This is a genomic window from Pseudomonas sp. Snoq117.2, assembly GCF_900110545.1.
GTDB classification, from domain to species: domain Bacteria; phylum Pseudomonadota; class Gammaproteobacteria; order Pseudomonadales; family Pseudomonadaceae; genus Chryseomonas; species Chryseomonas benzopyrenica.
Genome location: NZ_FOED01000004.1, coordinates 435,751 through 460,119, shown reverse-complemented (window position 1 = coordinate 460,119; position 24,369 = coordinate 435,751). Strand labels below are relative to the sequence as shown.

The window sequence follows — 24,369 nt, the reverse complement described above, 5'->3', positions numbered from 1 at the left end:
ACCGATACTAATTGCCCGTGAGGCTTGACCATATAACACCCAAACAATCTGACCGCAGGTCAGAGCGTGAGGAAGACGACGCCGAAAACGGCGCGTGGGTTCGCAAGACCCCAAGACGAGTTGTCTACTTCGATCACCGACCCAATTGGGCCAGCCAGGTAGCTTCAACGCCTGGCCAGCCAACCGAATTGCTTGACGAACATAGAGCATTGGAACCACCTGATCCCTTCCCGAACTCAGAAGTGAAACGATGCATCGCCGATGGTAGTGTGGGGTTTCCCCATGTGAGAGTAGGTCATCGTCAAGCGCCTAACACCCAGCACCCCCGCTCAGATCACTCTGACGGGGGTGTTGTCTTTGGGGCGGGAAAAATCTGGTCGGACGCCAGGGTGCCTGGGGTTGCCCTCACCCTAGCCCTCTCCCGGGGGGAGAGGGGACCAGGAGCGGTGCGGCTGGGAGCTTGAGGGCTGCCTGACCGCCAAGGTGCGGCTTGAGGTCTGTAAGAGCACCGACAGCCCGGCTGTGCCGGGCTGTCGTGTTTAAAGCGCGGCAAGGGACCGGCGTAGGTTGGTGCTGAGTGCAGCGAAGCCCAACGATCAGGTCTGCTGCAGGGATCAAGCGAGCTGCGGCGGGGCGTTGAGGGGGCGAGGTTGGCTTCCGGATATTGGGCTTCGCTAGGCTCAGCCCAACCTACGACAGCGTTACGCGAGCAAGAAAAAGCCCGGCGTGTGCCGGGCTTTTTGCGTTCTGGAAGGACTCAGGCGGGGTCGGGCAAGGCCAGGTCGCGTTTGACAATGTACTTCCAGTCGGCTTCGTCGATGTAGATACCGCCGGGGCCGCTGCCACCTTCGAGGTCGATGGCGACCTGGGCGCTGACCTGGGGTTTGACGCTGGCCAGGATGGGCACGAAGCCCAACTGTTGGCTGGTCTCGATCAGGGCCTGCTGGTTGCGTTCGTCGATGTCGGCGGCTTCGTCCAGATAGTAGGGCAGGCGGATCTTGGCGGCCTGCTCCCGGTCCATCAGGTGCAGCAACAGGTACATGTTGGTGAGCGCCTTGATGGTCATGGTGGTGCCATTGGACGCGGCGCCGTCGATGTCGGTATGCAGGATTGGCTGACCACCCTGCTTGGTGATCTCGAAGGCCAGTTCGAAGAGGTCCTTGAGGCCGAGCTGGTTGCCGTTGGCGGCCACCAGGCGTGCCAGGTATTCCTTGGCGTCCTCGTTCTTCTGGTCCTGGCTGCTGTCCTGGGTGAGATCGAACACCGAGAGGGTCTCGCCTTCCTCGTACTGACCCGCGCTGTGGATGATCTGGTCGATGTGCTTGAGCGCTTCCTTATTGGGCGCCAGGACAATGCGGAAGCTTTCCAGGTTGGAGACCTGCTTGCGGTTGATCTCGCGGTTGAACAGCTGCAGCTGGTGTTCCAGGTTGTCGTAGTCGCTGCGGATGTTTCTCAGGGTGCGGGCGATATCGGTGACGGCGGCGCGGCGGGCCTTGGCCAGGGTCAGGGCTTCGTCCTGGCGATGGGCATAGGCATTGACCAGCAGCTGCAGGCGACGCTCGGGGTCTTCCTCGTTATCGAACTTGGCGACACCTTTGAGGCGGACCTGGGCATAGAGCGCCTCGATCTGGGTGTCCGCGCGCTGCAGGGCCTGCCAGGTGTCCTGGTAGTCGTTGAGCAGCGGCAGCAGGTTCTCCAGGGAATCGTCCACCGCTTCCATGAAGGGCGTGCCCTGGGGCAGGTCGGTGGGCAGCAGCTGCCGGCGGCGCAGGGCGTCGGCCAGGGTGCGGTCCTTGGCTTCCAGGTCGGCCAGCTGGCGGCCGATCAGCTGCAGCTTGGCAGAGAGTTGCTGGACGCGTTCGGTGAAGGCGTCACCAGCACGCCTCAGTTCGTCCTGAGCGGCTTCCAGCTGGGCCAGCTGTTCGAGTTTTTCGTTTTCTTCGGCGCCGAGGGTCTGGCAGCGGCGGAAATCTTCCAGGGCCTTCTGGGCATCCAGGACCTGCTGGTAGAGGGCTTCGGCCTGGGCCTTGCTGGCCTGGCGGTCAAGGCTGACGCCCTGCTGGGCCTTGAGTTGCTTGAGTTCGCGCTCCAGGCGGTCCTTCTGGTCGCGCAAGGCGGTACGGTCGGCCAGGGCCTGCAGGGTGGGCGGCTCGATCCCCGAAAGGTCGAGGGACAGGCCCGGCAGTTCGAGGTGATCGCCCTGAAAACGTGCCAGGATGCCTTCGAAGGTCTTAACCCAACTGCCGTCTTCGGCCAGTTCGACGCCTTTGGGGCCGAGTGGCAGGCTGAACAACTGGCCGTTGAACAGCCGCATCAGGCGATCGACGTCGGCTTGGCTGAATTCCTCGCGCAGGCGGGCGTAGCTGTTGTTGTCGGCGTGATCGAGTTGCTGACGAATACCCTTGAGGCGCTGTTCCAGTTCGCGGACGCGCTGGTCGAGGTCTTCGCTGCTGAACTGACGGGCCTGGGAGAGGGCGCCGGCCAGTTCGTCGTGGGCGTCTTTGGCCGCCAGCAGCTGAGCTTCCAGGGGCGCGGTGGAGTCTATCAGGGCGAAGCGGTGCTTGAGCTGGGCCAGGTCGGCGAGCCAGCGTTGCAGGCTGCTGATCTCGCGCTCGCGACGCATCAGCTCACTGGTGCCGTCACGCTGGCTCTGCTGCAGGCCGTCCTGTTCCTGGCGATAGTGCTCGGTCTGGGCCAGCAGCTCGTCGCGATGGTCGATCGCGTAGTGCTGCCAGGTGCCGAGCAGGCTGTCGAGCAGGGGCGAAAGGCGATGCAGCTTGCCTCTCAGGTGATCGCGCTGTTCGACGCCCTTGGCCAGGGCTTCCACCAGCGGGCCGGCGGCCACCAGGGACTGGTAGTCCTGCTCCATGCGGCGCACGTCGCGGAAGGCTTCCTCGCAGGCGGCGATGTAGTCGACGCTGCCGGATCTCAGGCTGTGCTCGAAGGCGTCGAGAAACAGCTGCTTGAGCTTGGCGGCGGTAATCTCGCGCATGTGCAGCAGATTGATGAACAGGGCGCGGAAGGTCTTGAGACTCTGTTCGCTGGTGGATCTGAGCGGAATCAGCGTCAGGTCCAGCGGAATGCTGGTGTGGCCGCCGACCAGCAGGCGGCGCAACTCCTCGGGTTTGACCTCGTAGGCCTTGAGGCCGGCACGCTCCAGGCTGGCGAAGAGTTCGCGCTGGCGCAGGCAGGCACCGTCGCGCTGGTAGTGGGCCAGATCAAGTTCGCCGGCATAGGCGAAGAACTGGTGACCGAAGCCGCCCCCCGGACCGCGACCGGCCACGCCGATGACGTGGGGGCCGTGGGCCAGGCGCAGCTCGATGAGGATGTAGCTGGTGTCGGTGGCGAAGTAGAACTTGCGCGACTGCTCGTTGCTGTACTTGCCGAAGCTCATGTCGGAGAGCCGCGCCAGAATGGGAAATTGCAGGGCGTTGATCGAGGCGCTCTTGCCCAGGTTGTTGGCCCCATAGACCGACAGCGGCTGTTCCAGCGGGAAGAGGCCGAGGCTGTAGCCGGCGGTGTTGAGCAGGGCGAAGCGGCTGATGCCGTAGCGGATCATAGGTCGAACTCCCGTTCTGCGGCGATGGCGCGTGCCAGGGCGGCCTCTTCGTCATCCTCGTCGGCGCTGTCCTCGTCGCTGGCCAGGGTCGGAGCCGGCAGCGGCAGGTCGCTGGCATGCAGGCCGGCGGCCAGGTCGCGGTCCTGCTGTACGGTCAGGCAGACATCCAGGAAACGGTGCATGGGCGGCAGGAAGCGGTAGGTGCCGTTGCTGTCCAGGGCGAAGCCGAGCTGGGTCAGGCGGCGCAGGATCTTTTCCTCCAGTTCTTCCTGGGTGGTCACCTCGGCCTGCAGGAAGAGATCGCGGTACTTGTCCAGCAGCGCCGGCAACTCGTGCCGACCCAGGGTGCCGCCGTCGAGCACGGCCAGGGGGTCGCGGCCCTGGTCGGCCAGGTGCTCGACCAGGATGAAGGTGAACAGCGCCAGACGCTGGGCGGTCTTGTTGACCTGGGCGCCCATTTGCTCGGGGACGAAATAGTAGAAGCCGCGTGGATCGCAGACCAGTTCGAAGCCGAGTGCGCGGAACAGGGCGCGGTACTGGTCCTGCAGCTGGCTGAGCTGGGCGTAGCTCTCGGGCTCGCTGCGGGACAGGTGATAGCCCTTGAACAACTCGCGGAAGATGGGCGCGAGCTGGGTCATTTCATTGAGATCAAGTTGCATGGGCGTCGCTCGCGAGAGATCGGGCGGTCAGGGCGTAGGAGCATAGGCTGACGCGGTGTTCGAGGGTGTCGTAGTGGCGCCGATCCAGCCGCTGGCGCTGGAAGCGCGTATCCCGGGACAGGCGCGAGAACCAGTAGAGCAGCTCGTCGGTGTCGCCGGCCGGCTCCTGTTCCAGCAGCCAGGCCATGAGGTCGGGCAGCGGCAGGGCGTCCTGGCAGAGATCGAGCATCTCGCGGGCGGTACGGGGCGCGGCCGGGCGTTCGCTGTCACGCGGGCGACTGGTCTGGCTGGGGAAGCGCGCCGGCTTGGGCTCGAAGCGGGCCAGGGCGTAGACATAGCTTTCCACCTGGGCGGTGGTGCCGAGGAAGACGCTCTGCGGCCGGCTGAACAGCGGCAAGGCGGCCTGGGGCACGGCGTCGAGACCCTTGCGGCGAATGGTGGCCAGGGCCAGGGCGGCGCCGCGGGTCACGGCGTTGTGCCGACGCGCTTCCTCGCGCAGCGGCAGCAGCAATTCGCGGGCGCGTCTGAGCGCCAGCTGGGCGGCGTTGTGCATCTCCAGGATGCGCGCCTGGGTGCGCAGTAGCAGGTCGTCGTCGACCAGCTGGCCGAGGCGCTGCTGTTCGCCCAGCAGGTGCAGGAGGACCTGCTCGACGCGATGCACCCCACGCTCGAAGGCGCCATCGGCGGCCACCAGCTGGATCATCGGCTCGACGTATTCGTCCCAGGTGGCCAGCACCTCGGCATAGCGTTGGCGCAGGGGAATCTGGCGGTCGCTGGTCTTGGCCCGTTCGGCGACGCCTTCCAGGGCATGGCCGTCGTTGGCGAGCTTCTTGAGGACATCGCGCACGCGCATGTCCAGCAGGCGCAGCTGGCGAACGAGATCGGGGCCGTCGCGGTTGTCGAAGGCTTCGCGGATGTGGCCGGCGAGGCGTTCCAGGTGGCGCAGGTAGGCCTCGATTTCCAGGCACAGGCCCAGGCGGTGTTCGCGCCTGAGGTAGCCGAGGAAGTCGTGGATCTGGCCATTGAGTTCGAAGCGGTTGGGGCTCTTGGCCACCGGCACCAGGATGTCGAGGCGGATCCAGGTGTCCAGCAGGGCCGTCAGGTCGGCCGGCGTGCGTTCGGGCAACTGCTCGGCGAGGCGGGCGCGCAGTTCGGCCAGGCCCAGGGTACCGCTGTCGAAGTGGGTGCACAGCGGGTCGATGAGGTGCCAGTGTTCGGCAAGGGTACGCAGGACGCGTTTGGGGTCGATCATGGCGGGGACCGCACCAGACAAAAGCGCCATTGTACTCCAGACGCCAGAGCCTTCGATGTGACCGCGGTGGGACCGATGGGCAGGGCGGCCTTTCGATCCGGGACGATCCGGGCGACAATGCCGCCCCGCATAATCCCGCCGCGTGTCCGAAGGATCCGCCCATGTCCGACCCCGCCCCTTCCACCAGCCCCTCGCTTGCCGCCGAGGCGCGTCGTCGTGCCTATCTGCAGGCGCTGCAGCTGGATGTCTGGGTGCCGCGTACGGTATTGCCCTTCGCGGCGCCTTCGCGGCCGGAGGCCCTGTGGGTCGAGGAACCGGAGGAGGCGCCTGTCGCCGCCCGGGTGGTACGCCCGGAGCCGGTAGCCAAGGCTGCGCCAGCCGCTGCAGTAGTCGAGGCACCGACGGCGAATCGTCCGCGCATCGAGATCCCGCGACCCAGCGCAGTAAAGCCGGCTGCGGCCACGGTGGTCGAGGCGGAGCCGGAGCGCGCGCCGTCACCGTCGCGCGAGCCGGCGCCGCGCTTCGCCTTGCAGCTGTTGCAGGCCGGGCGTTGCCTGTTGCTGCTGGAATTGCCCACTGGCGATACTCTGGGTTCGCGCGATCCTGCCTATCTGTTGCTGCGGGATCTGCTGCGCGCTGCTGGCCTGCCGGATACGCCGCGGATCGTCAGTGAAGAGCCCATTCGCTGGCCACTGCTCAACAGCGGTCAACTCGACCAGGGGCCGGCCGCGGCCTGCGAATTCGTGCAGAGCTTCGTCTCGGGGCACCAGGAGCGCCTGGGCGAAGGCCTGGGGCTCTGGCTGATCGGCGGCGCGGCGCGGCGCTGCGGTGGCGTCGAGGATGCGCAGCTCACCGGTGTGGAACAGGACACCGCCCTGGGACCGGCCTGGCTGGTGCCAGGGCTGGATATCTTGATGGAAGAGCCGGCTGCCAAGGCCAGGCTCTGGCAAGCCATGCGCCCGCAGCGGCGCCGCTGGATGGAACAGCAATGAACGATGCGGTGAGCTTTCGGCGGATGACCGAAGCCGATCTGAACACGGTATTGAAGATCGAATATCAGGCCTTCAGCCACCCCTGGACCCGCGGCATCTTCCTGGATGCGCTCAAGTCCTACGACTGCTGGGTGATGACGGCCGGCGAGCAGCAGGTGGGGCATGGAGTGATCAACGTCATTCTCGACGAAGCCCATCTGCTCAATATCACCATCAAGCCGGAAAGCCAGGGGCGCGGTCTCGGTCTGCGCCTGCTGGAGCATTTGCTGCAGGAAGCGCGCAAGGCCAAGGCTAACGAGTGCTTTCTGGAGGTGCGCGCCAGCAATCAGTCGGCCTATCGGCTGTATGAGCGCTATGGCTTCAACGAGATCGGCCGCCGGCGGGACTATTATCCCGCGGTCGGCGGCCGGGAAGATGCGCTGGTGATGGCCTGTACGCTGCTCGACTAGGCCGTCAGCGGTTTCAGTGATCGGCGCGTTTTTCGTCCAGATCCAGGCTGGTGTCACCGGCGAGGTCTTCGTCGTTGGCGTCCAGATCGGAGTAGCGGGCGTCCCGTTGGGTTTCGGCTTCGTTGGGCTCGTCGGCCTCGCCGTCCCACGCCTGGCCGTCCAGGGGATGGCTGCGACCAAGTTCGGCTTCGTCCTGACCCGAGCCGCCGCCGATGTCCGTGTCTTCGACCACGCTCAGCTCCTTGTCATTGGGCCAGGCATCGCCGTAGTCGGTCGGCGAGCGGGCGCCGGTCTCGTCCAGCAGGGTTTCCGGACTGGCGTCGTCCATGGTCGGTTGATGATCCAGAGTTTCGCCACCGGTCATGCCGGCCTGGCGCACGCGCTCCTCGGGGAATTGGCCTTTATAGTCGCGCTCGTCCATTTCGTCGCCGATGCGACCACCGCGCTCGTCCTTGCGGTCGCTGAAGTCGAGTTCGCGCATGTCGCCCATGCGGTCCTGGATGTCATCGATTTCTTCGGGGGTCTTGGTGATGTCGGGCTTGTTCATGGTGGTCTCCAAAGGCAGGGCTGCTAGAGCATCTCCCTGAATCCGACTACGCGTCGGCAAGGGGAATTCCTCGGCACCGCCGGAAGGTGTGAACGAACCATACGGTGACCCGGCAGTCGTACCTTCCATGATCGACCTCGACAGCCTCACCTCATCGGGCCAACCGCTGGCCTTCTTCTTCGATCTGGATGGCACCCTGGCAGAATTGCAGCCACGTCCGGAACAGGTTTTCATTCCCGCCGAAACCCTCGCCGCCCTCGAACAGCTGGCGCGCTACCATGGTGTCGCCGTGGTTTCCGGGCGCCCGCTGTCCGAGATTGATGGCTTCACGGCGCCGCTGCGGCTGGCCGCGGCTGGGGTGCATGGCGCCGAATGGCGCGATCCCCAAGGCAAGACCCATCGGGTGACCCTGGACGCTGAGATGCTGGCGCAAATCGGTGCCCGTCTGGAAGCGGCCCTGGCCGAACATCCGGACCTGCTGCTCGAACGCAAGAGCGTGGCCTTCGCCCTGCACTATCGCCAGGCGCCGGACAAGGAAGCCCTGGTACGCGAACTGGCCGAAGGCATCGCCACCGAGCATCCCGAATTCAAGTTGCAACCGGGCAAGTGCGTCTTCGAACTCAAGCCCGCTGCGGCGAGCAAGGGCGAAGCCATCGCCCGCTTTCTCGAACTGGAACCCTTTGCCGGCTGCCTGCCGGTGTTTCTCGGTGACGATCGCACCGATGAAGAGGGGTTCGCCGTCGTTAATGCGCGAGGCGGTCTGACCGTCAAGGTAGGGGAGGGGGAGACGGTCGCCAAGACCCGCCTGCCTTCGGTCCAAGCGGTAGCCCTCTGGCTGCAACAGCTGAGCCGCGACCTCGCGCCACATTATAAGCAAGGAGATTAGGATGAGCCGTTTAGTGGTGGTATCGAATCGGGTCGCCCCGATCGAAGAAGGTAAGGCGACCGCGGGTGGTCTGGCGGTGGGCGTGCTGGACGCCCTGCGCAAGTCGGGTGGCATCTGGTTCGGCTGGAACGGCGAGACGGTCAAGGAAAACGGGCCGGCCAAGACCCAGACCAAGGACAATATCGACTACGTAACCTTCGGCCTGACCAAGCGTGACTACGACCACTACTACCGCGGTTTTTCCAACGCCACCCTCTGGCCGATCTTCCATTACCGGATCGATCTGGCGCGCTACAACCGCGAAGAGTACGACGGCTATCGACGCGTCAACATGGCCATGGCCGAGCGCCTGAAACCCTTGCTCAAGCCCGATGACATCATCTGGGTGCACGATTACCACCTGATTCCCTTCGCCGAAGCCTGCCGCATGCTGGGCATTCGCAACCGTATCGGGTTCTTCCTGCACATTCCTTTCCCGGCGCCGGAAATCCTCACTGCGATTCCGCCGCACAACGAATTGCTCAAGACCCTGTGTTTCTATGACCTGATCGGCTTCCAGACCGATACCGACCAGCTGGCCTTCCAGGACTACATCACCCGCGAAGTACGCGGCGTGCTGGAAAAGGATGGCAGTCTGACCGCCTATGGCCACAACTTCCGCGTGGGCGTCTATCCCATCGGCGTGATGCCGGACGTCATCCAGAAGCAGGCCGAGTCCTATCGCACGCGGCGCCAGTTCATCTCGCGCAGCATCGAGGGTGTGCCCTACAAGACCATCGTCAGCGTCGACCGGCTCGACTACTCCAAAGGTCTGGTGGAGCGCTTCCAGGCGTTCGAAAAGCTGCTGGAGCATTTCCCCGAGCATCATCGGGCGGTGCAGTTCGTGCAGATCGCGCCCTCGTCGCGGGCGGACGTGGTCTCCTACCAGAACATCCGCCGCCAACTGGAAAGCCATGCCGGCCATATCAACGGCCACTTCTCCGAGCTGGACTGGACACCGATCCGCTACCTGAACAAGAGTTATGACCGGCGCACGGTGATGGGGTTGTTCCGTTCTTCCGACGTGGGTCTGGTGACCCCGCTGCGAGATGGCATGAACCTGGTGGCCAAGGAGTACGTGGCGGCCCAGGATCCGGAGAATCCCGGCGTGTTGGTACTGTCGCGCTTCGCTGGCGCGGCGCGCGAGCTCAATTCCGCGCTCATCGTGAACCCCTATGACCATGTCGGCATGGCCGAGGCACTGGACCGGGCGCTGCGCATGCCGCTGGAAGAGCGCAAGTCGCGCTACGAAGACATGATGCGGGTGATTCGCAAGGCGGATCTGGCCTCCTGGCGCGACAACTTCCTGCGCGACCTCCGCGCCTTCAGCTCCAAGGCGCTGGTGCAGTCCATCGAGACCAAGGACGCGGCTAGCGAAGAGGTCGACAGCAAGCAGAAGGTCGCCCTGTAAGCTTTTCGCGGTGCGATTGAGCCCGGCTTAGGTCGGGCTTTTTCATGGGGCGAGGCTGAGGTCCGGAGTGAAAGGCCCCTCACCCTGGCCCTCTCCCGGAGGGAGAGGGGACTAAAAGCGGTGCCACGGTGGACTTTTTCGTGGGCAATAAAAAAGGGCCAGCTTACGCTGACCCTTGGAAATAGGTGGTGGCTACGCAGGGACTTGAACCCCGGACCCCAGCATTATGAATGCTATGCTCTAACCAGCTGAGCTACGTAGCCATCCGAGGCGCGCATTATTGGCAAGGCGCCGGTGGCTGTCAAGCCTTCTGCTCAAGAAATTTCTGTTTGTCGATCAAGCGTTTGCGCGGCGCTGTCTCAGCGTAACCAATGCTTGTCTACGTACTTCTGAATCTCCTGACGCATGAAGCGCCCCGACTCATCGGCGCGTTCTTCCCAGCCGAACACACAGGACGTGACGATGCCGTCGAAACCCACCTTGGCCAGCGAGGAAAAGAACAGGTCCCAGTCGATCTCGCCCTGGTACATGTTCATATGCTGATGCACGCTTACCTGGGCACCTGGCGGATTGACGATATAGCGCAGGCCTGAGGAAGCCTTGTGGTTCCAGGTATCGGCAATGTGCACGTGGCCGATCAGCGAGCCGGCATCCGCGATCATCTGGGCCATGTCGTCGCCGAAGTAGAAGGTGTGGGGCGCGCAATAAAGAAATTTGACGTTGGCGGACCCGATGCTTTTGAGCATGTCGATGGCCGGATGCAACGTCTCGCACCAGTCTTCCGGATGCGGCTCCATGTTCAGGGTGATGCCTTCGCGCTCGAAGATCGGGACCAGCTCTTCCATCGAGCGCCACCAGGCCGCTTCGCTGGACTCATGACTATGGCTGCCGCCACAGCAACTGATCTTGTGACCGCGCTCGGGCGAGGGACCACGACCGAATTCGGAATTCATGGTGTCGCAGCCTAGCTCCACCGCTACCTGGATGGCTTCCTTCCAGTAATTGACTGCGGCCTGGCGTTCGTCCTCGTGGGGACTGGCCCAGCGGTACATGGGCAGTAGCGAGGCGACCTGCAGACCATGGTCCTTGAGCGCTTTTTTGAGTTCGGCGATGCGCTCCGAATGTGCTCGCGGACGCTTCCACCAGGGTAGGAAGTCTTCCCTCGGCGAGAGCTCCAGATATTCGAAGCCGGACTCCGCTACCCGCCGACAGGTCTCCGCGAGGCTCAGGTTGCGATACATGTAGGGATCAATGGCGATCTTCATGGCATGACTCCTGGATACGATGATCTTGAAGGTGAATGGCGAGCAGTGGCATCAGCCCAGCTTGCGGAAGTAGCGTTCGAGGGATTCCAACGAGTGGCCGCGGGTCTCTGGCAGGTAGCGGAACACGAAGGTCAAGGCCACCAGTCCTAGCGCGAAGAACAGGAAGAAGGTGGTGGAGATGCTGAACCAGGCCACCAGTTGCAGGAAGAAGAAACCCACCAGGAAGTTGACCAGCCACAGTACGAAGCCGGACATGCCCAAGGCGAAGCCGCGGATGCGCATGGGGAAGATCTCCGCCAGCATCAGCCAGGTCACTGGCGAGATGGCGCCTTGCTGGAAAGCCAGAAAAGCCACGGTCAGGGAGAGAATGGCGAAGCCGCGGGTAAGGCCCGGCTCGAGGATCAGGGACAGCACTCCGATCAGCAGCAGCGAGGTGGTGGTACCGAGCAGACCGATCAGCAGCATGGGGCGGCGGTTGACCCGGCCCAACAACCAGATGCCGACGAAGGTGGCCACCACCGAGATGGCGCCATTGGCGACGTTGGCGATCAGAGCGCCCTTCGTTGCGAATCCGGAATCGGTGAGGATCTGGGTGCCGTAGTACATGATGGAGTTGACCCCGGTGATCTGCTGGGTGACGGCGATGCCCAGGCCGATGAGAAAGACGCGGCGGATCCAGGGGGTCTTGAGGTCGGCCCAGCCACCTTCACCCTGGCGGGCGTCGTCTTCGGCCTGCTGGCGAACTTCACGAGCTTCAGCTTGAGCGTGGTGCTCCTCGCGAATCTGGCGCAGGGTGCGCAACATCTCGCCGAAGCGTCCCTTGGAGGCCAGCCAGCGTGGGCTCTCCGGCACGCTGAGCATGCCGATCCACAACACGATGGCGGGAAGGGTGGCGATCACCAGCATCCAGCGCCAGGTGTGGTCGCCGTCGTAGAAATTGGCGATCAGGGCGTTGTTGGTGAAGGCCAGCAACTGACCGGTGACGATCATCAGCTCCTGACGGGTAACCAGCTGCCCGCGTAAATGCTTGGGAGCCATCTCGGCCAGGTAGACCGGCACGGTGACCGAGGCGCCGCCCACGGCAAGACCAAGCACGAAGCGGGCGAGCACCATCGTGGCGGTATTGGGCGCGAAGGTGCAGCCCAGGGTGCCCAGCATGAAGATGAACGAGAGCAGCAGAATGATGCGCCGGCGGCCATGGGCGTCGGAAAAACGTCCGCTGACGATCGAGCCCAGGGCTGCGCCGAATACCAGTGAGGAGACCACTAGGCTTTCGGTGAGCGGGGTCAGGTGCAGGTCGTTCTTGATGAAGGGCAGGGCGCCGTTGATGACGCCGGTATCGTAGCCGAACAGCAGGCCGCCAAAGGTGGCTATGGTGGTGATGACCTGGAGTTTGCGACTACTGGGGGTGGCACCGGCGGGCGATGCGGTGCCGGCCAGAGCGATCTTGCTGGTTTCCATGGAAAGAGCCTCGACGAGTCGTGAAAAGAGGGGGACTAGGCGAGAGCTGAGGGCGGCCGACCGAGCGGAAGGGCTTGGACTGACAGCGTGCAGTGAGGGGGCATGGGCATGAGGACTCCTTGTTGTTCTTGTCGACCGAGGCGCGGGAGTGATCGGCCATCGAAAGGCTTGGCCTCATCCTAGGCACAGGTCTTCGCTCATGCAATTAAAATATCGTTTATATCCTTTTAGAAAATATTTTCTAAAAAATGGACGAGGCTTCTTCGAGAGCGGAAGGTCTGCTCTGGCCCGCCCTTATCAAGCTAGTCGTCTTCTTCCTGAGTCAGCTGAATCTCATCCATCTTCAATTCCAGGCGATAGCCAAGGGCCAGGAACAGCGCCTGACAAAGGCACAGGGTGGCACTCAACGATCGGAAGGCGAAGGCGCTGCCTTCATTGACCAGTAGCAGCGCGCTGGCGCGCTTGGCCAGGGGCGAGAGGTTGCTGTCGGTGATGATCAGCGTCTTGGCCTTGTGGTGCTGGGCAATGCGCACGCATTGCTGACTTTCCTTGCCATAGGGGCTGAAGCTGATGGCGATCAGCAGGTCGCCCTGGGCGATGCTGCGCATCTGCTCGCGATAGCCGCCGCCCAGCCCGGTGATGAGGTGGATGCGCTTGTTGGTGTGCTGCAGGTTGTAGACCAGGTAATCGGCTACGGCGAAGGAGCGACGCACCCCCACCACATAGATGTTCTCGGCATTCACCAGCAGGTCGACGGCCTTGGCGAAGGCGGCGTCGTCCAGTTCTTCGGCCAGTCGATCCAGGCCTGAGCGGGTGGCGTTGATGCACTCGCGAGCCAGATCGCCGCTGCTGGCCCGCTGGCTCTTGTTGGCGATCATGTTGCGGATGCGCTGCTGGTAGTTCTGCACCGGCGTGGTCTTGTGGGTGTAGGCCTCGCGAAACAGTGCCTGCATTTCGCTGAAGCCCTTGAAACCGAAGCGCTGGGAGAAGCGCACGATGGCTGAAGGATGGACTTCGCACTGGCTGGCAATGTCGCTGATGCGATCGACCATGACCCTGTCGCTCTGCTGGCTGACATAGGCCGCAACGCGCTTGAGCTGGCGTGGCAGGGCGTCGTAATCGCGGGTGATACAGGCCAGCAGTTGCTCGACATTGCCAGGCGGATCGGCCAGCGGAGCGCTGCTGGTAACGTCGTCGGCCAGGGAATCAGAGGGCATGGGCAATCTCACGGTGGGATTCTTATGTCGGCAACTTAACCCATTCGGCGGGTGGCGTCGAAGTCGGGTACCGGTCCAGGCGTCTTCCGGATATGGAAATTAAATTCCATAAATACTCATGTGGAATTTTTGTTGATTTGTTGGTGGCGGCGTTCTAGCCTGAGCTCACTTCAAAACGTATTCGGCCCTCGGGTACGAACGGTCGGCCGATAACAATAAGCAGGAGCCACCAATGGGTGACAATTTCTTCGCCAGTGGACGCCAGTTCGACGTGATCTGCCTCGGGCGGCTGGGCGTCGACCTCTATGCGCAGCAGATCGGCGCGCCACTGGAAGACGTCAGCAGCTTCGCCAAGTACCTGGGCGGGTCCTCCGCCAACATCGCCTTCGGCACTGCGCGCCTGGGGCTGAAGTCGGCGATGCTGACCCGGGTCGGCGATGATCATATGGGCCGTTTCCTGACCCAGACCCTGGCGCGTGAAGGCTGCGACACTCGCGGCGTTCGGGTGGATCGCGAGCGCCTCACCGCCATGGTGCTGCTGGGCATCAAGGACCGCGAGACCTTTCCCCTGGTGTTCTATCGCGAGAATTGCGCCGATATGGCGCTGGGCGTGGACGACATCGACGAGGCCTTCATCGCCAGCAGCAAGGCGCTGTTGATCACCGGTACCCACTTCTCCACCGAGGGCGTGTTCCAGGCCAGCAGCCGGGCGCTGGACTACGCCGAGCGCAATGGCGTGAAGCGGGTGCTGGACATCGATTACCGCCCCGTGCTCTGGGGGCTGACCGGCAAGGCCGATGGCGAGACCCGCTTCATCGCCAGCGCCGAGGTCAGCGCCCATGTGCAGCGCATCCTGCCGCGCTTCGACCTGGTGGTGGGCACCGAAGAGGAATTCCAGATCGCCGGGGGCAGCGAAGACCTGCTCACCGCCCTGCGCCGGGTGCGCGAGGTGACCGCGGCGACCCTGGTGGTCAAGCTCGGCGCCCAGGGCTGCACGGTGCTCCACGGCGCCATCCCGGCGCGTCTCGAGGAGGGCGAGATCCATCGCGGCATCCGCGTCGAGGTGCTCAATGTGCTGGGGGCGGGCGATGCCTTCATGTCCGGCTTCCTGCGTGGCTGGCTGACCGGTGGCGATGATGCCGAATGCTGCCGGCTGGCCAATGCCTGCGGTGGACTGGTGGTATCGCGCCATGGCTGCGCCCCGGCCATGCCGACTCTGGCCGAACTGGACTACCTCCACCACAGCCCGGTGCCCATCACCCGGTCGGACCTCGATCCCGTGCTCACTCGCCTGCACCGGGTCAGCGTCCGCCGCCGCGTCTGGCAGCCGCTGTTCATCTTCGCCTTCGATCACCGCTACCAGCTGGTGGAAAGCGCCCAGCAGGTGGGGGCCGATCCGGCGCGCATTCCCCAACTCAAGCAGTTGTTCGTCCAGGCCATCGCCGAGGTCGAGCAGGCGCTGGCGTGCCAGGGCGTGGCGGCAGATGTCGGGCTGCTGGCCGACGAGCGCTTCGGTCAGGATGCGCTGAATGCCGCCACCGGCCGTGGCTGGTGGGTGGCCCGCCCGGTGGAATTACAGAATTCGCGGCCGCTGGCCTTCGAGCACGGCCGCTCGGTGGGCAGCACCCTGCTGAGCTGGCCGGACGAGCAGATCATCAAGTGCCTGGTGCAATTCCACCCCGATGACGAGCCGCTGTTGCGGCTGGAGCAGGAGGCCCAGCTCAGGGGGCTGTACCAGGCGGCCCAGGCCAGCGGTCATGAGCTCCTGCTGGAAGTCATCCCGCCGAAGAACCATGCGTCCACCCGGCCCGACGTGCTCTACCGCGCCATCAAGCGGCTGTACAACCTGGGCATCTACCCTGACTGGTGGAAGATCGAGGCCCAGCCGGCCGGTGTCTGGCAGCAACTCGACGCCCTGATCGCCGAACGCGATCCCCATTGCCAAGGCGTAGTGCTGCTGGGCCTCAACGCCCCGGCCGAGGAACTGGCCGAAGGCTTTCGTCAGGCCAGTGCCAGTACCCGCTGCCGCGGCTTTGCCGTGGGCCGGACCATTTTCGGCCAACCGAGTCGGGCTTGGCTCGCCGGTGAGATCGACGATGCCGGGCTGATCGCCCAGGTGCGCGCCACCTTCGAATTCCTGATCCAGGCCTGGCGCGCCGCTCGCGCCTGATCGCTATCCAATGAGTAGGGCTGACATGACTGCACAACAACAACAACTTAAGATCGGCATCAATCCCATCTCCTGGGCCAACGACGACCTGCCGGCCCTGGGTGGTGACACCCCGCTTTCGACCATCCTGCGCGAGGGCACGGAAATTGGCTTCCAGGGCTTCGAGCTGGGCGGCAAGTTTCCCAGCGAGCCCAAGGCCCTGGGCGAGGTGCTGGGTCAGCACGGATTGGAGCTGGTGTCCGGCTGGTATTCCAGCGGCCTGGCGCACCGTGGTGTCGAGGCCGAGATCGAGGCGATCCGCCCACACTGCCGGCTGTTGGCCGAGAACGGCGCCAGGGTGCTGGTCTATGGCGAGGTGGCCGGGTCGATTCAGAGTCAGCGGGTGCCGCTGATCGAACGGCCGCGCTTCCACAACGACGCCGCCTGGCAGGCCTATGCCGAGAAGCTCGATCGGCTGGCCGCCTTCACCCTGAGCCAGGGCGTGCGCCTGGCCTATCACCACCACATGGGCGCCTACGTGGAATCGCCCGAGGACATCGCCCGGTTGCTGGCACTGACCTCCCCGGACGTCGGCCTGCTGTTCGATGCCGGTCACTGCTACATGGGCGGTGGCGATCCCTTGAGCGTGCTGCAGCAACACATCGACCGGGTCTGTCACGTGCACTTCAAGGACGTGCGCAAGGACGTGGTACAGCTGGCGCGCAACAACCAGTGGAGCTTTCCGGACTGCATCCTCAACGGCACCTTCACCGTGCCGGGGGATGGCGACATCGACTTCTCGGCGCTGCTCAAGGTGTTGGTGGCCGCCGGCTATTCAGGCTGGCTGGTGGTGGAAGCCGAGCAGGACCCGGCCGTGGCGCCGGCCTACGAATACGCCAAGAAAGGTTACGACCATCTGCGCCAGCTGGTGGCGCAGGCCACTGCCTGAGGAGGAACTGCGATGAATCTGCTCGTCAAAGCCGACCGTAGCGCCCGCGACATCGTCAATGTCCCGGACGGTGCCCTGGACTACGTCGGCTTCGCCGCTCACCGCCTGCAACCGGGGGAATCCCTGCCGGTGGTGGCGGGTGACCTGGAAGTCTGCATCGTGCTGCTCAGCGGCGGCGCCAGTATCGAAGGCGGGCATCCGCAACTGGGCGACTTCGCCTGGCGCGGACTGGCCGGTCGCCAGAGCGTCTTCGAGGACGTCTCGCCCTATGCCGCCTACCTGCCGCCCGGCAGCGAGGCGCGGGTGACCGCCGACAGCGCCGCTGAAGTGGCCGTCTGCACCTCGCCCGGCAATCCGGTGGTGGCAGACCGGCTGCCACCGCGGCTGATCGAGCCGGCGAGCATGCAGAGATCCACCCGTGGCAAGGGCGCCAATACCCGTTATGTCTGCGACATCCTGCCGGATACGGCGGCGGCCCATTCGCTGCTGGTGGTGGAGGTGCGCACTCCATCCGGGCATTCCTCCAGCTATCCGCCCCATCGCCATGACCGCGACAACCTGCCTTCGGAAAGTCTGCTGGAGGAGTCCTACTACCACCGTATCGATCCGGGGCAGGGGTTCATCTTCCAGCGCGTCTACACCGACGAGCGCGACCTGGATCAGGCCATGGCGGTGGAAGACCACGACGTGGTGCTGGTACCGCGCGGCTATCACCCGGTCAGCGTGCCCTATGGCTATGAGTCCTATTACCTCAACGTGATGGCCGGCCCCAAGCGCGTCTGGAAATTCCACAACGATCCGCAGCACGAGTGGCTGCTGGAGCGGTAAGTCCCCCTTCATCAGCCGCACGGCGGCTCAGACACAAGGATGCAGCACATGAGCGAAACCCCCGTCATCGGGCATTACATCAACGGCGAGATCGTGGCCCAGGCCGAGCGTTTCAGCGACGTCTTCAATCCGGCCGAAGGCGTGGTTCAGGCACGGGTCGCCCAGGCTACGGCGCAGACCGTCGAGCAGGCCGTCGCGGCGGCCAAGGCGGCCTTTCCTGCCTGGTCCGAGCAATCAGCCTTGCGCCGTTCGCGCATCCTGTTCCGCTTCAAGGAGCTGCTCGACCAGCACCACGAGGAATTGGCGGCGCTGATCACCCGCGAGCACGGCAAGGTGCTGTCCGACGCCATGGGCGAGGTGACCCGCGGCATCGAGGTGGTGGAATTTGCCTGCGGCGCGCCGCACCTGGCCAAGACCAGCTACAGCGACAACATCGGTGGCGGCATCGACAACTGGAACCTGCGCCAGCCGCTGGGCGTATGCGCCGGCATCACCCCCTTCAACTTCCCGGTGATGGTGCCGCTGTGGATGATTCCCATGGCGCTGGCCACCGGCAATACCTTCATCCTGAAGCCCTCCGAGCGCGATCCGTCCGCCAGCCTGCTGCTGGCCGAGCTGCTCAAGCAGGCCGGCTTGCCCGATGGCGTGTTCAATGTGGTCCAGGGTGACAAGATGGCTGTCGACGCCCTCCTGCAGCACCCGGACGTGGAGGCCATCTCCTTCGTCGGCTCCACCCCCATCGCCGAATACATCCACCAGGAAGGCACCCGCCGCGGCAAGCGCGTCCAGGCCCTGGGCGGTGCCAAGAACCACATGATCGTGATGCCCGACGCCGACCTGAACCAGGCCGCCGACGCTCTGATCGGCGCTGGCTTCGGCTCGGCCGGCGAGCGCTGCATGGCCATCTCCATCGCCGTGGCGGTGGGTGAGGTGGGCGATGCCCTGATCGAGAAACTCTTGCCGCGCATCGATGCCCTGCGGGTGCGCAACGGCGTGGAAGCCGATGCCGACATGGGGCCGCTGGTAACCGGACAGCACAAGGCCAAGGTGGAGGGCTATATCACGCAAGGGGTGGAGGAGGGTGCCAAGCTGCTGGTCGATGGCCGCAACTTCAAGGTGCCCGGCGCCGAAAACGGTTTCTTCGTTGGCGCCACCCTGTTCGATGGCGTGACTCCGGAAATGACCATTTACAAGGAAGAGATCTTCGGTCCGGTACTGGGCATCGTGCGGGTGCCGGATTTCGCCAGCGCGGTGGCGCTGATCAACGCCCACGAATTTGGCAACGGCGTCTCCTGCTTCACCCGCGACGGCGGCATCGCTCGCGCCTTCGCCCGCACCATCAAGGTGGGCATGGTCGGCATCAACGTACCCATCCCGGTGCCCATGGCCTGGCATTCCTTCGGTGGCTGGAAGAGATCGCTGTTCGGCGATCACCACGCCTATGGCGAGGAAGGCCTGCGCTTCTACACCCGCTACAAGAGCGTGATGCAGCGCTGGCCCGACAGCATCGCCAAGGGCGCCGAATTCAGCATGCCTACCGCCAAGTGACCCCAACCTCAACGCCCCTGGAGTACAAGAACAAATGAGTCAGCCGCTGCGTTTTGCCTTCAATCGAATCGTTGCCCCCTCCCTGGACCTTTCGGCGTTCATTCGCTTGACCAAGGCCATGGGCAGTGACGCCATTGAAATCCGTAACGATATCAATGATGTGGAAATAGATGATGGCACTCCACCAGAGCGGGTTCGTGACCTTTGCCAAGGCGAAAGTATCCGCCTGCTGTCCATCAACGCCCTCTATCCCTTCGACGTCTGGAACGACGAACGCCGCGCCCAGACGTTGAAACTGGCTGCCTATGCCAAAGCCTGTGGCGCCGAGGGGCTGGTGATGTGCCCGCTCAACGACCGTGGCGACAGCCGCGATGCCGCCCAGCGTGCCCGTGACCTACGCACGGCCCTGAGCGAGTTGGCCCCCATTCTGCGCGACCACGGCATCCTCGGCTTCGTCGAACCGTTGGGTTTCGAAGAGTGCTCGTTGCGCCTCAAGCGGCAGGCGGTGGAGGCCATCAAGGCGGTTGGCGGACTGGACGTGTTCCGTCTGGTGCACGACACCTTCCACCATCATCTGGCGGGCGAGACCGAGTTCTTCGCCGAGCTGACTGGCCTGGTGCACATCTCCGGCGTTGAAGATGCGGACGTGCCTCTTAATCAGATTCGCGATGCGCACCGGGTACTGGTAGGTGAGGCGGATATTCTCGGCAACGCAGAGCAGATCAAGCACCTCCTCGACGACGGTTACCGCGGCTATCTCTCGTTCGAGCCCTTCGCTGCCAGCGTCCATGCACTCGCTGATCCGCAATCAGCCCTAGCGCAGAGCGTAGCCCTGTTGGAAAAACAGGTGGCTGGCGAAGCTGTCGCTGGGTGACGCGCCTCCCGGGTGGGTAACTCCCGGGAGTCTCTAGATCGAAGAGGTGAATCCATGAGCACCCAACGTTTGACCATGGCCCAGGCCCTGGTGAAGTTCCTCGATAACCAGTACCTCAGCGTCGACGGCGTGGAAACCAAGTTCGTCGCCGGCGTCTTCACCATCTTCGGCCATGGCAACGTACTGGGCCTGGGCCAGGCGCTGGAGCAGGATGCCGGTGACCTGGTAGTGCACCAAGGGCGCAACGAGCAGGGCATGGCCCACGCCGCCACCGGTTTCGCCAAGCAGAAGCTGCGTCGGCAGATCTATGCCTGCAGCTCCTCGGTGGGTCCGGGCGCGGCCAACATGCTGACCGCCGCGGCCACCGCTACTGCCAACCGAATTCCGCTGCTGCTGTTGCCCGGTGACGTCTATGCCAGTCGCCAGCCCGATCCGGTGCTGCAGCAGATCGAGCAATTCCACGACCTGTCGATCAGCACCAACGATGCCTTCCGCGCGGTGAGCAAGTACTGGGATCGCATCAACCGGCCCGAGCAGCTGATGAGCGCGGCGATCAACGCCATGCGCGTGCTGACCGATCCGGCCGAGACCGGTGCCGTGACCCTGGCGCTGCCCCAGGATGTCCAGGGCGAGGCCTACGACTATCCCGACTACTTCTTCGCCAAGCGGGTGCACCGTCTGGATCGGCGGCCGCCGGTGGCCGCTGCCATCGAGGAGGCGGTGCAGCTGCTCAAGCGCAAGCGCAAGCCGCTGCTGATCTGCGGCGGTGGGGTGAAGTATTCCGGCGCCGCCGAGGCCCTGCAGCGTTTCGCCGAGCGCTTCGAGATTCCCTTCGCCGAGACCCAGGCCGGCAAGAGCGCCATCGTCTCCAGCCACGAACTCAATGTCGGCGGCATCGGCGAGACCGGCTGCCTGGCCGCCAACCTGCTGGCCAAGGACGCGGATCTGATCATCGGCGTGGGTACGCGCTACACCGATTTCACCACCTCCTCGAAGTGGCTCTACCAGCATCCCGAGGTGGAGTTCCTCAACCTCAACGTGGCCGCCTTCGATGCTGGCAAGCTCGACGGCCTGGCCGTGGTGGCCGATGCCCGCGAAGCCCTCAGCGCCCTGACCGAGGCCCTGGACGCTGTCGGTTATCGCGCCGACTGGGGGGCTCAAGTGGGCGAGGCCCGTGAGCAATACCGGCAGGAAATCGATCGGGTCTACGCCGCACGCTACGACGCGCCCGACTTCGTACCGGAGATCGACGACGACTTGCCGCGAGCGGTGCTGGAGGATTTCGTCCAGCTGACAGGTTCTTCGCTCACCCAGAGTCAGGTGCTCGGCCGTCTCAACGAACGGCTGGACGACGACGCCGTCATCGTCGCCGCCGCCGGTAGCCTGCCCGGTGACCTGCAGCGCGCCTGGCGCAGCAAGGGGGTCAATACCTATCACCTGGAATACGGCTACTCCTGCATGGGCTACGAGATCAACGCCGCCCTGGGCGTGAAGCTGGCTGAACCCGAGCGTGAGGTCTACGCCTTGGTCGGTGACGGCTCCTACCAGATGCTGCACTCGGAACTGGCCACCTCCATCCAGGAGCGCCGCAAGATCAATGTGGTGCTGCTCGACAACATGACCTTCGGCTGCATCAACAACCTGCAGATGGAACACGGCATGGGCAGCTTCGGCACCGAGTTCCGCTTCCGCAATCCGGAGACCGGCAAGCTCGACGGTGACTTCGTGCCGGTGGACTTCGCCATGAGCGCCGCCGCCTACGGCTGCAAGACCTATCGCGTGAAGACGCTGGAAGAGCTCGATGCCGCCCTGGCCGATGCCCGCCAGCAACAGGTCTCTACCCTGATCGACATCAAGGTGCTGCCCAAGACCATGATCCACAAGTACCTGTCCTGGTGGCGCGTCGGCGGCGCCGAGGTTTCCACCAGCGAGAAGATCGCTGCCGTCTCGCAGATGCTCAAGGAGAAGATCGCCCAGGCTCGCCAGTACTGATCGCTTTCGTCCCCGGCTTTCTCACGTAACAACAATTTCAATCGGAGAACAGAAGTCATGACCTTGAACATCGGTGTTATCGGTACGGGCGCCATCGGCCGCGAACACATCCGTCGTCTCAGCCACAAGCTGCTGGGCAGTCGTGTGGTGGCGGTAACCGACATCAACCTCGAACAGGCCGCCCGGGTTGTCCAGGAGGAAGGCATTACCGCCGAGGTCTATCCAGATGGCCACGCCCTGGTCGGCGCAGCGGACGTCCAGGCGGTAGTGGTCACCTCCTGGGGCCCGACCCATGAAGAGTACGTGCTGGCCGCCATCGCCGCCGGCAAGCCGGTGTTCTGCGAAAAGCCATTGGCGGTGACCGCGGAAGGTTGCAAGCGCATCGTCGAAGCCGAGCAGGCCCATGGCAAGCGTCTTGTCCAAGTGGGCTTCATGCGTCCCTACGACGCCGGTTATCGCCAGCTCAAGGCGGTGATCGATGGCCAGCGGATCGGCGAGCCGTTGATGATCCATGCCGCACACCGCAATCCCAGCGTGGGCGAAGGCTATACCACCGACATGGCCATCACCGATACCCTGATCCACGAGATCAATGTGCTGGCCTGGCTGCTGGACGATCAGTATGTGTCGGCCCAGGTGGTCTTCCCACGCAAGACCTCACAGGCTCTGGCGCACCTCAAGGATCCCCAGGTGGTCCTGCTGGAGACGGCCAAGGGGGTACGTATCGACGTCGAGATCTTCGTCAATTGCCAGTACGGTTACGACATCCAGTGCGAGGTGGTTGGCGAGCATGGCATTGCTCGACTGCCGGAGCCCTCCTCGGTGCAGCTGCGCAGCGACGCCAAGCTGTCCAACGAGATTCTGGTGGACTGGAAGCAGCGCTTCCTGCTGGCCTATGACGTGGAGCTGCAGGCCTTCATCGACGATCTCAAGGCCGGCCAACTGACCGGGCCGTCCTCCTGGGACGGCTACATCGCTGCGGTGACCGGCGATGCCTGCGTCAATGCCCAGCGCAGCGGCACCATCGTGCCCATCACCCTGCCGACTCGGCCAGCCTTCTACGGCTGAGTCCCGACCCCCGCTGGCGCGCTGCCTGCGGGGGTTTTTCTTTGCTGCACGAGGAGAATCGAACCATGCGTATCGGATTGGTCGGCTATGGCCTGGGTGGCCGTTTCTTTCATGCCCCCCTGATCGCCAGTACCGCAGGCGCGCGGCTGGTCGGCGTCGTCACCCGTTCCCCGCAGCGGCGTGCCGAGGTGGCTCAGGATCATCCCGGGGTGGCCTGCCACGATGACCTGGCCAGCCTGGTCGCCGCCGGGATAGATGCCCTGGTGATCTCAGCGCCGGTCGCCGAGCGCAAGGCCCTGGTTCTGGAGGCGATCCAGCACGGCATTCCCGTGGTAAGCGACAAGCCGTTCGCGCTCAATTTTCAGGATGCCCAGGACATGGTGCAGGCGGCCGAGCGTGCCGGGGTAGCTCTGACCGTCTACCAGAATCGTCGTTGGGACTCGGATGTACTCACCGTCGCTAAATTGCTACGCGAAGGTACTCTGGGCCCGGTGCGGATCTTCGAGTCGCGCATCCAGGTGGATGAGCCGCACAAGGCCGGCGCCACCAGCGGTGGTGGGCTGCTGCGCGATCTTGGCAGTCATCTGGTGGACCAGGCGCTGACGCTGTTCGGGCCGGTCACTCAGGTGTATGCCGAGGTGCTTTTCCATCAGGGCGATCCCGAGCGGGACGATGAATTCTTCATCTCCCTGCAGCACCAGAGCGGCGTGATCTCGCATCTTTCGGGCAGTTGTCTGCAGGGTTGCCCCTGGCGTCTACGGGTAGTGGGCGAGGAGGGCGTCTACACGGTGGAGGGGCTGGATGGACAGACTCAGGCGCTGTTGCAGGGCCTTTCGCCACGTAGCGAGAAAGGCAACTGGGGGGCTGAAGAGCATCAGCGCTGGGGTTGGCTCAGTCGGGGCGAAGAGCGTGAACGGATACCCAGCGAACGCGGTCGCTGGGACCTTTTCTATGCCCAATGGCTGGCGACGCTGACCCAAGGCAGTGCCCCGCCGGTCTCCACCCGCGAGGCGCTGGCCTGTCAGGCCGTGCTGGATGCCGCGCGCCAGAGCGCCCTGGATGGGCAGGCAGTGAAGGTAGCGTCCGTCCCTTCGCGGCCTGACGCTCAGGCATTCGAGCAGGCGTCGTGAAGCTAGAAACAAGACCTGGATAGTTGTCTCGCGTAGATTTTGAATTCTATTTTTATCTTGTTATGGAATTAAATTTCCAATAAAGTCAGATGCA

The 24,369-nt window shown here is 64.1% G+C and carries 19 protein-coding genes, 1 tRNA gene and 1 rRNA gene; 13 read left to right on the top strand and 8 right to left on the bottom strand.

Features of this window, described 5'->3' with window-relative positions; all coding sequences use genetic code 11:
* The first annotated feature begins 191 nt into the window (after positions 1 to 191).
* Positions 192 to 307 (top strand): 5S ribosomal RNA (gene rrf, locus BMZ43_RS13945).
* Between the two features lie 450 nt (positions 308 to 757).
* On the opposite strand, the gene mksF is transcribed toward rrf, so the two are convergent.
* Genes mksF through mksB form a run of 3 tightly spaced genes read right to left on the bottom strand, consistent with a single transcriptional unit; the run spans position 758 to position 5,470 of the window.
* Positions 758 to 3,559, bottom strand: coding sequence for an Mks condensin complex protein MksF (gene mksF / locus BMZ43_RS13940; protein ID WP_093254380.1), 2,802 nt, complete (start codon positions 3,557 to 3,559; stop codon positions 758 to 760).
* Positions 3,556 to 4,218, bottom strand: coding sequence for an Mks condensin complex protein MksE (mksE, locus tag BMZ43_RS13935; RefSeq protein ID WP_093254378.1), 663 nt, complete (start codon positions 4,216 to 4,218; stop codon positions 3,556 to 3,558). The genes mksF and mksE overlap by 4 nt, the downstream gene beginning before the upstream one ends.
* Complete coding sequence (gene mksB / locus BMZ43_RS13930) at positions 4,208 to 5,470, bottom strand: Mks condensin complex protein MksB (RefSeq protein WP_017641145.1); 1,263 nt, start codon at positions 5,468 to 5,470, stop codon at positions 4,208 to 4,210. The genes mksE and mksB overlap by 11 nt, the downstream gene beginning before the upstream one ends.
* 161 nt (positions 5,471 to 5,631) lie before the next feature.
* Between mksB and BMZ43_RS13925 the strand changes: the two genes are divergently transcribed.
* Together BMZ43_RS13925 and rimI are read left to right on the top strand one after the other, a co-directional pair.
* Positions 5,632 to 6,462, top strand: a complete 831-nt coding sequence (locus BMZ43_RS13925; RefSeq protein ID WP_093254375.1) for an energy transducer TonB — start codon at positions 5,632 to 5,634, stop codon at positions 6,460 to 6,462.
* Positions 6,459 to 6,911, top strand: coding sequence for a ribosomal protein S18-alanine N-acetyltransferase (rimI, locus tag BMZ43_RS13920; protein WP_017641143.1), 453 nt, complete (start codon positions 6,459 to 6,461; stop codon positions 6,909 to 6,911). Before BMZ43_RS13925 ends, rimI begins: the two co-directional genes overlap by 4 nt.
* A 13-nt stretch (positions 6,912 to 6,924) precedes the next feature.
* On the opposite strand, the gene BMZ43_RS13915 is transcribed toward rimI, so the two are convergent.
* The gene (locus tag BMZ43_RS13915) at positions 6,925 to 7,458 is read right to left on the bottom strand and encodes a hypothetical protein (RefSeq protein ID WP_093254373.1); all 534 of its coding nucleotides are present in this window, start codon (positions 7,456 to 7,458) and stop codon (positions 6,925 to 6,927) included.
* 127 nt (positions 7,459 to 7,585) lie between these two features.
* Between BMZ43_RS13915 and otsB the strand changes: the two genes are divergently transcribed.
* Together otsB and otsA are read left to right on the top strand one after the other, a co-directional pair.
* Positions 7,586 to 8,344 (top strand): trehalose-phosphatase, encoded by a 759-nt coding sequence (gene otsB / locus BMZ43_RS13910; RefSeq protein WP_093254370.1) that lies wholly within the window; start codon positions 7,586 to 7,588, stop codon positions 8,342 to 8,344.
* Position 8,345: 1 nt separating this feature from the next.
* Positions 8,346 to 9,794 (top strand): alpha,alpha-trehalose-phosphate synthase (UDP-forming), encoded by a 1,449-nt coding sequence (gene otsA, locus BMZ43_RS13905; RefSeq protein WP_068385111.1) that lies wholly within the window; start codon positions 8,346 to 8,348, stop codon positions 9,792 to 9,794.
* A gap of 186 nt (positions 9,795 to 9,980) precedes the next feature.
* Here otsA and BMZ43_RS13900 read toward each other — a convergent pair.
* The 4 genes from BMZ43_RS13900 to BMZ43_RS13885 all read right to left on the bottom strand — a co-directional run bounded on the left by BMZ43_RS13900 (position 9,981) and on the right by BMZ43_RS13885 (position 13,737).
* Positions 9,981 to 10,057, bottom strand: a tRNA-Met gene (locus BMZ43_RS13900).
* A 96-nt stretch (positions 10,058 to 10,153) separates the two neighbouring features.
* Complete coding sequence (locus tag BMZ43_RS13895) at positions 10,154 to 11,059, bottom strand: sugar phosphate isomerase/epimerase family protein (protein WP_064309345.1); 906 nt, start codon at positions 11,057 to 11,059, stop codon at positions 10,154 to 10,156.
* A gap of 51 nt (positions 11,060 to 11,110) precedes the next feature.
* Positions 11,111 to 12,520 carry a sugar porter family MFS transporter gene (locus tag BMZ43_RS13890; RefSeq protein WP_017641138.1) on the bottom strand — a complete coding sequence of 470 codons (1,410 nt, stop codon included), beginning with the start codon at positions 12,518 to 12,520 and terminating at the stop codon, positions 11,111 to 11,113.
* A 302-nt stretch (positions 12,521 to 12,822) separates the two neighbouring features.
* The gene (locus BMZ43_RS13885; protein WP_007161507.1) at positions 12,823 to 13,737 is read right to left on the bottom strand and encodes a MurR/RpiR family transcriptional regulator; all 915 of its coding nucleotides are present in this window, start codon (positions 13,735 to 13,737) and stop codon (positions 12,823 to 12,825) included.
* A 232-nt stretch (positions 13,738 to 13,969) separates the two neighbouring features.
* Here BMZ43_RS13885 and iolC point away from each other — a divergent pair, with 232 nt between their 5' ends.
* The 8 genes from iolC (at position 13,970) to BMZ43_RS13845 (ending at position 24,275) form a co-directional block, all read left to right on the top strand.
* The gene (gene iolC, locus BMZ43_RS13880) at positions 13,970 to 15,907 is read left to right on the top strand and encodes a bifunctional 5-dehydro-2-deoxygluconokinase/5-dehydro-2-deoxyphosphogluconate aldolase (RefSeq protein ID WP_093254367.1); all 1,938 of its coding nucleotides are present in this window, start codon (positions 13,970 to 13,972) and stop codon (positions 15,905 to 15,907) included.
* A gap of 25 nt (positions 15,908 to 15,932) precedes the next feature.
* On the top strand, positions 15,933 to 16,835 hold the full coding sequence (iolE, locus tag BMZ43_RS13875; RefSeq protein WP_093254365.1) for a myo-inosose-2 dehydratase: 903 nt from the start codon (positions 15,933 to 15,935) through the stop codon (positions 16,833 to 16,835).
* 12 nt (positions 16,836 to 16,847) lie between these two features.
* Positions 16,848 to 17,663, top strand: a complete 816-nt coding sequence (gene iolB, locus BMZ43_RS13870; protein WP_093254363.1) for a 5-deoxy-glucuronate isomerase — start codon at positions 16,848 to 16,850, stop codon at positions 17,661 to 17,663.
* 48 nt (positions 17,664 to 17,711) lie between these two features.
* Complete coding sequence (locus BMZ43_RS13865; protein ID WP_093254360.1) at positions 17,712 to 19,211, top strand: CoA-acylating methylmalonate-semialdehyde dehydrogenase; 1,500 nt, start codon at positions 17,712 to 17,714, stop codon at positions 19,209 to 19,211.
* A 34-nt stretch (positions 19,212 to 19,245) separates the two neighbouring features.
* Positions 19,246 to 20,085, top strand: coding sequence for a TIM barrel protein (locus BMZ43_RS13860; RefSeq protein WP_093254357.1), 840 nt, complete (start codon positions 19,246 to 19,248; stop codon positions 20,083 to 20,085).
* 54 nt (positions 20,086 to 20,139) lie between these two features.
* Positions 20,140 to 22,077 carry a 3D-(3,5/4)-trihydroxycyclohexane-1,2-dione acylhydrolase (decyclizing) gene (gene iolD / locus BMZ43_RS13855; protein ID WP_093254355.1) on the top strand — a complete coding sequence of 646 codons (1,938 nt, stop codon included), beginning with the start codon at positions 20,140 to 20,142 and terminating at the stop codon, positions 22,075 to 22,077.
* A 57-nt stretch (positions 22,078 to 22,134) separates the two neighbouring features.
* Complete coding sequence (locus tag BMZ43_RS13850; protein WP_064309337.1) at positions 22,135 to 23,145, top strand: bifunctional inositol 2-dehydrogenase/D-chiro-inositol 1-dehydrogenase; 1,011 nt, start codon at positions 22,135 to 22,137, stop codon at positions 23,143 to 23,145.
* Between the two features lie 65 nt (positions 23,146 to 23,210).
* Positions 23,211 to 24,275, top strand: a complete 1,065-nt coding sequence (locus BMZ43_RS13845; RefSeq protein WP_093254352.1) for a Gfo/Idh/MocA family protein — start codon at positions 23,211 to 23,213, stop codon at positions 24,273 to 24,275.
* Positions 24,276 to 24,369 lie beyond the last annotated feature (94 nt).

Bases quoted from the DNA above. Each gene is read 5' to 3' on its own strand.
- BMZ43_RS13890 (WP_017641138.1), bottom strand. From the start codon at position 12,520: ATGGAAACCAGCAAGATCGCTCTGGCCGGCACCGCATCGCCCGCCGGT.
- BMZ43_RS13860 (WP_093254357.1), top strand. From the start codon at position 19,246: ATGAGTCAGCCGCTGCGTTTTGCCTTCAATCGAATCGTTGCCCCCTCC.
- BMZ43_RS13915 (WP_093254373.1), bottom strand. From the start codon at position 7,458: ATGAACAAGCCCGACATCACCAAGACCCCCGAAGAAATCGATGACATC.
- BMZ43_RS13865 (WP_093254360.1), top strand. From the start codon at position 17,712: ATGAGCGAAACCCCCGTCATCGGGCATTACATCAACGGCGAGATCGTG.
- BMZ43_RS13895 (WP_064309345.1), bottom strand. From the start codon at position 11,059: ATGAAGATCGCCATTGATCCCTACATGTATCGCAACCTGAGCCTCGCG.
- otsB (WP_093254370.1), top strand. From the start codon at position 7,586: ATGATCGACCTCGACAGCCTCACCTCATCGGGCCAACCGCTGGCCTTC.
- rimI (WP_017641143.1), top strand. From the start codon at position 6,459: ATGAACGATGCGGTGAGCTTTCGGCGGATGACCGAAGCCGATCTGAAC.
- iolE (WP_093254365.1), top strand. From the start codon at position 15,933: ATGACTGCACAACAACAACAACTTAAGATCGGCATCAATCCCATCTCC.
- mksE (WP_093254378.1), bottom strand. From the start codon at position 4,218: ATGCAACTTGATCTCAATGAAATGACCCAGCTCGCGCCCATCTTCCGC.
- BMZ43_RS13885 (WP_007161507.1), bottom strand. From the start codon at position 13,737: ATGCCCTCTGATTCCCTGGCCGACGACGTTACCAGCAGCGCTCCGCTG.
- otsA (WP_068385111.1), top strand. From the start codon at position 8,346: ATGAGCCGTTTAGTGGTGGTATCGAATCGGGTCGCCCCGATCGAAGAA.
- mksF (WP_093254380.1), bottom strand. From the start codon at position 3,559: ATGATCCGCTACGGCATCAGCCGCTTCGCCCTGCTCAACACCGCCGGC.
- BMZ43_RS13850 (WP_064309337.1), top strand. From the start codon at position 22,135: ATGACCTTGAACATCGGTGTTATCGGTACGGGCGCCATCGGCCGCGAA.
- iolB (WP_093254363.1), top strand. From the start codon at position 16,848: ATGAATCTGCTCGTCAAAGCCGACCGTAGCGCCCGCGACATCGTCAAT.
- mksB (WP_017641145.1), bottom strand. From the start codon at position 5,470: ATGATCGACCCCAAACGCGTCCTGCGTACCCTTGCCGAACACTGGCAC.
- iolD (WP_093254355.1), top strand. From the start codon at position 20,140: ATGAGCACCCAACGTTTGACCATGGCCCAGGCCCTGGTGAAGTTCCTC.
- BMZ43_RS13845 (WP_093254352.1), top strand. From the start codon at position 23,211: ATGCGTATCGGATTGGTCGGCTATGGCCTGGGTGGCCGTTTCTTTCAT.
- iolC (WP_093254367.1), top strand. From the start codon at position 13,970: ATGGGTGACAATTTCTTCGCCAGTGGACGCCAGTTCGACGTGATCTGC.
- BMZ43_RS13925 (WP_093254375.1), top strand. From the start codon at position 5,632: ATGTCCGACCCCGCCCCTTCCACCAGCCCCTCGCTTGCCGCCGAGGCG.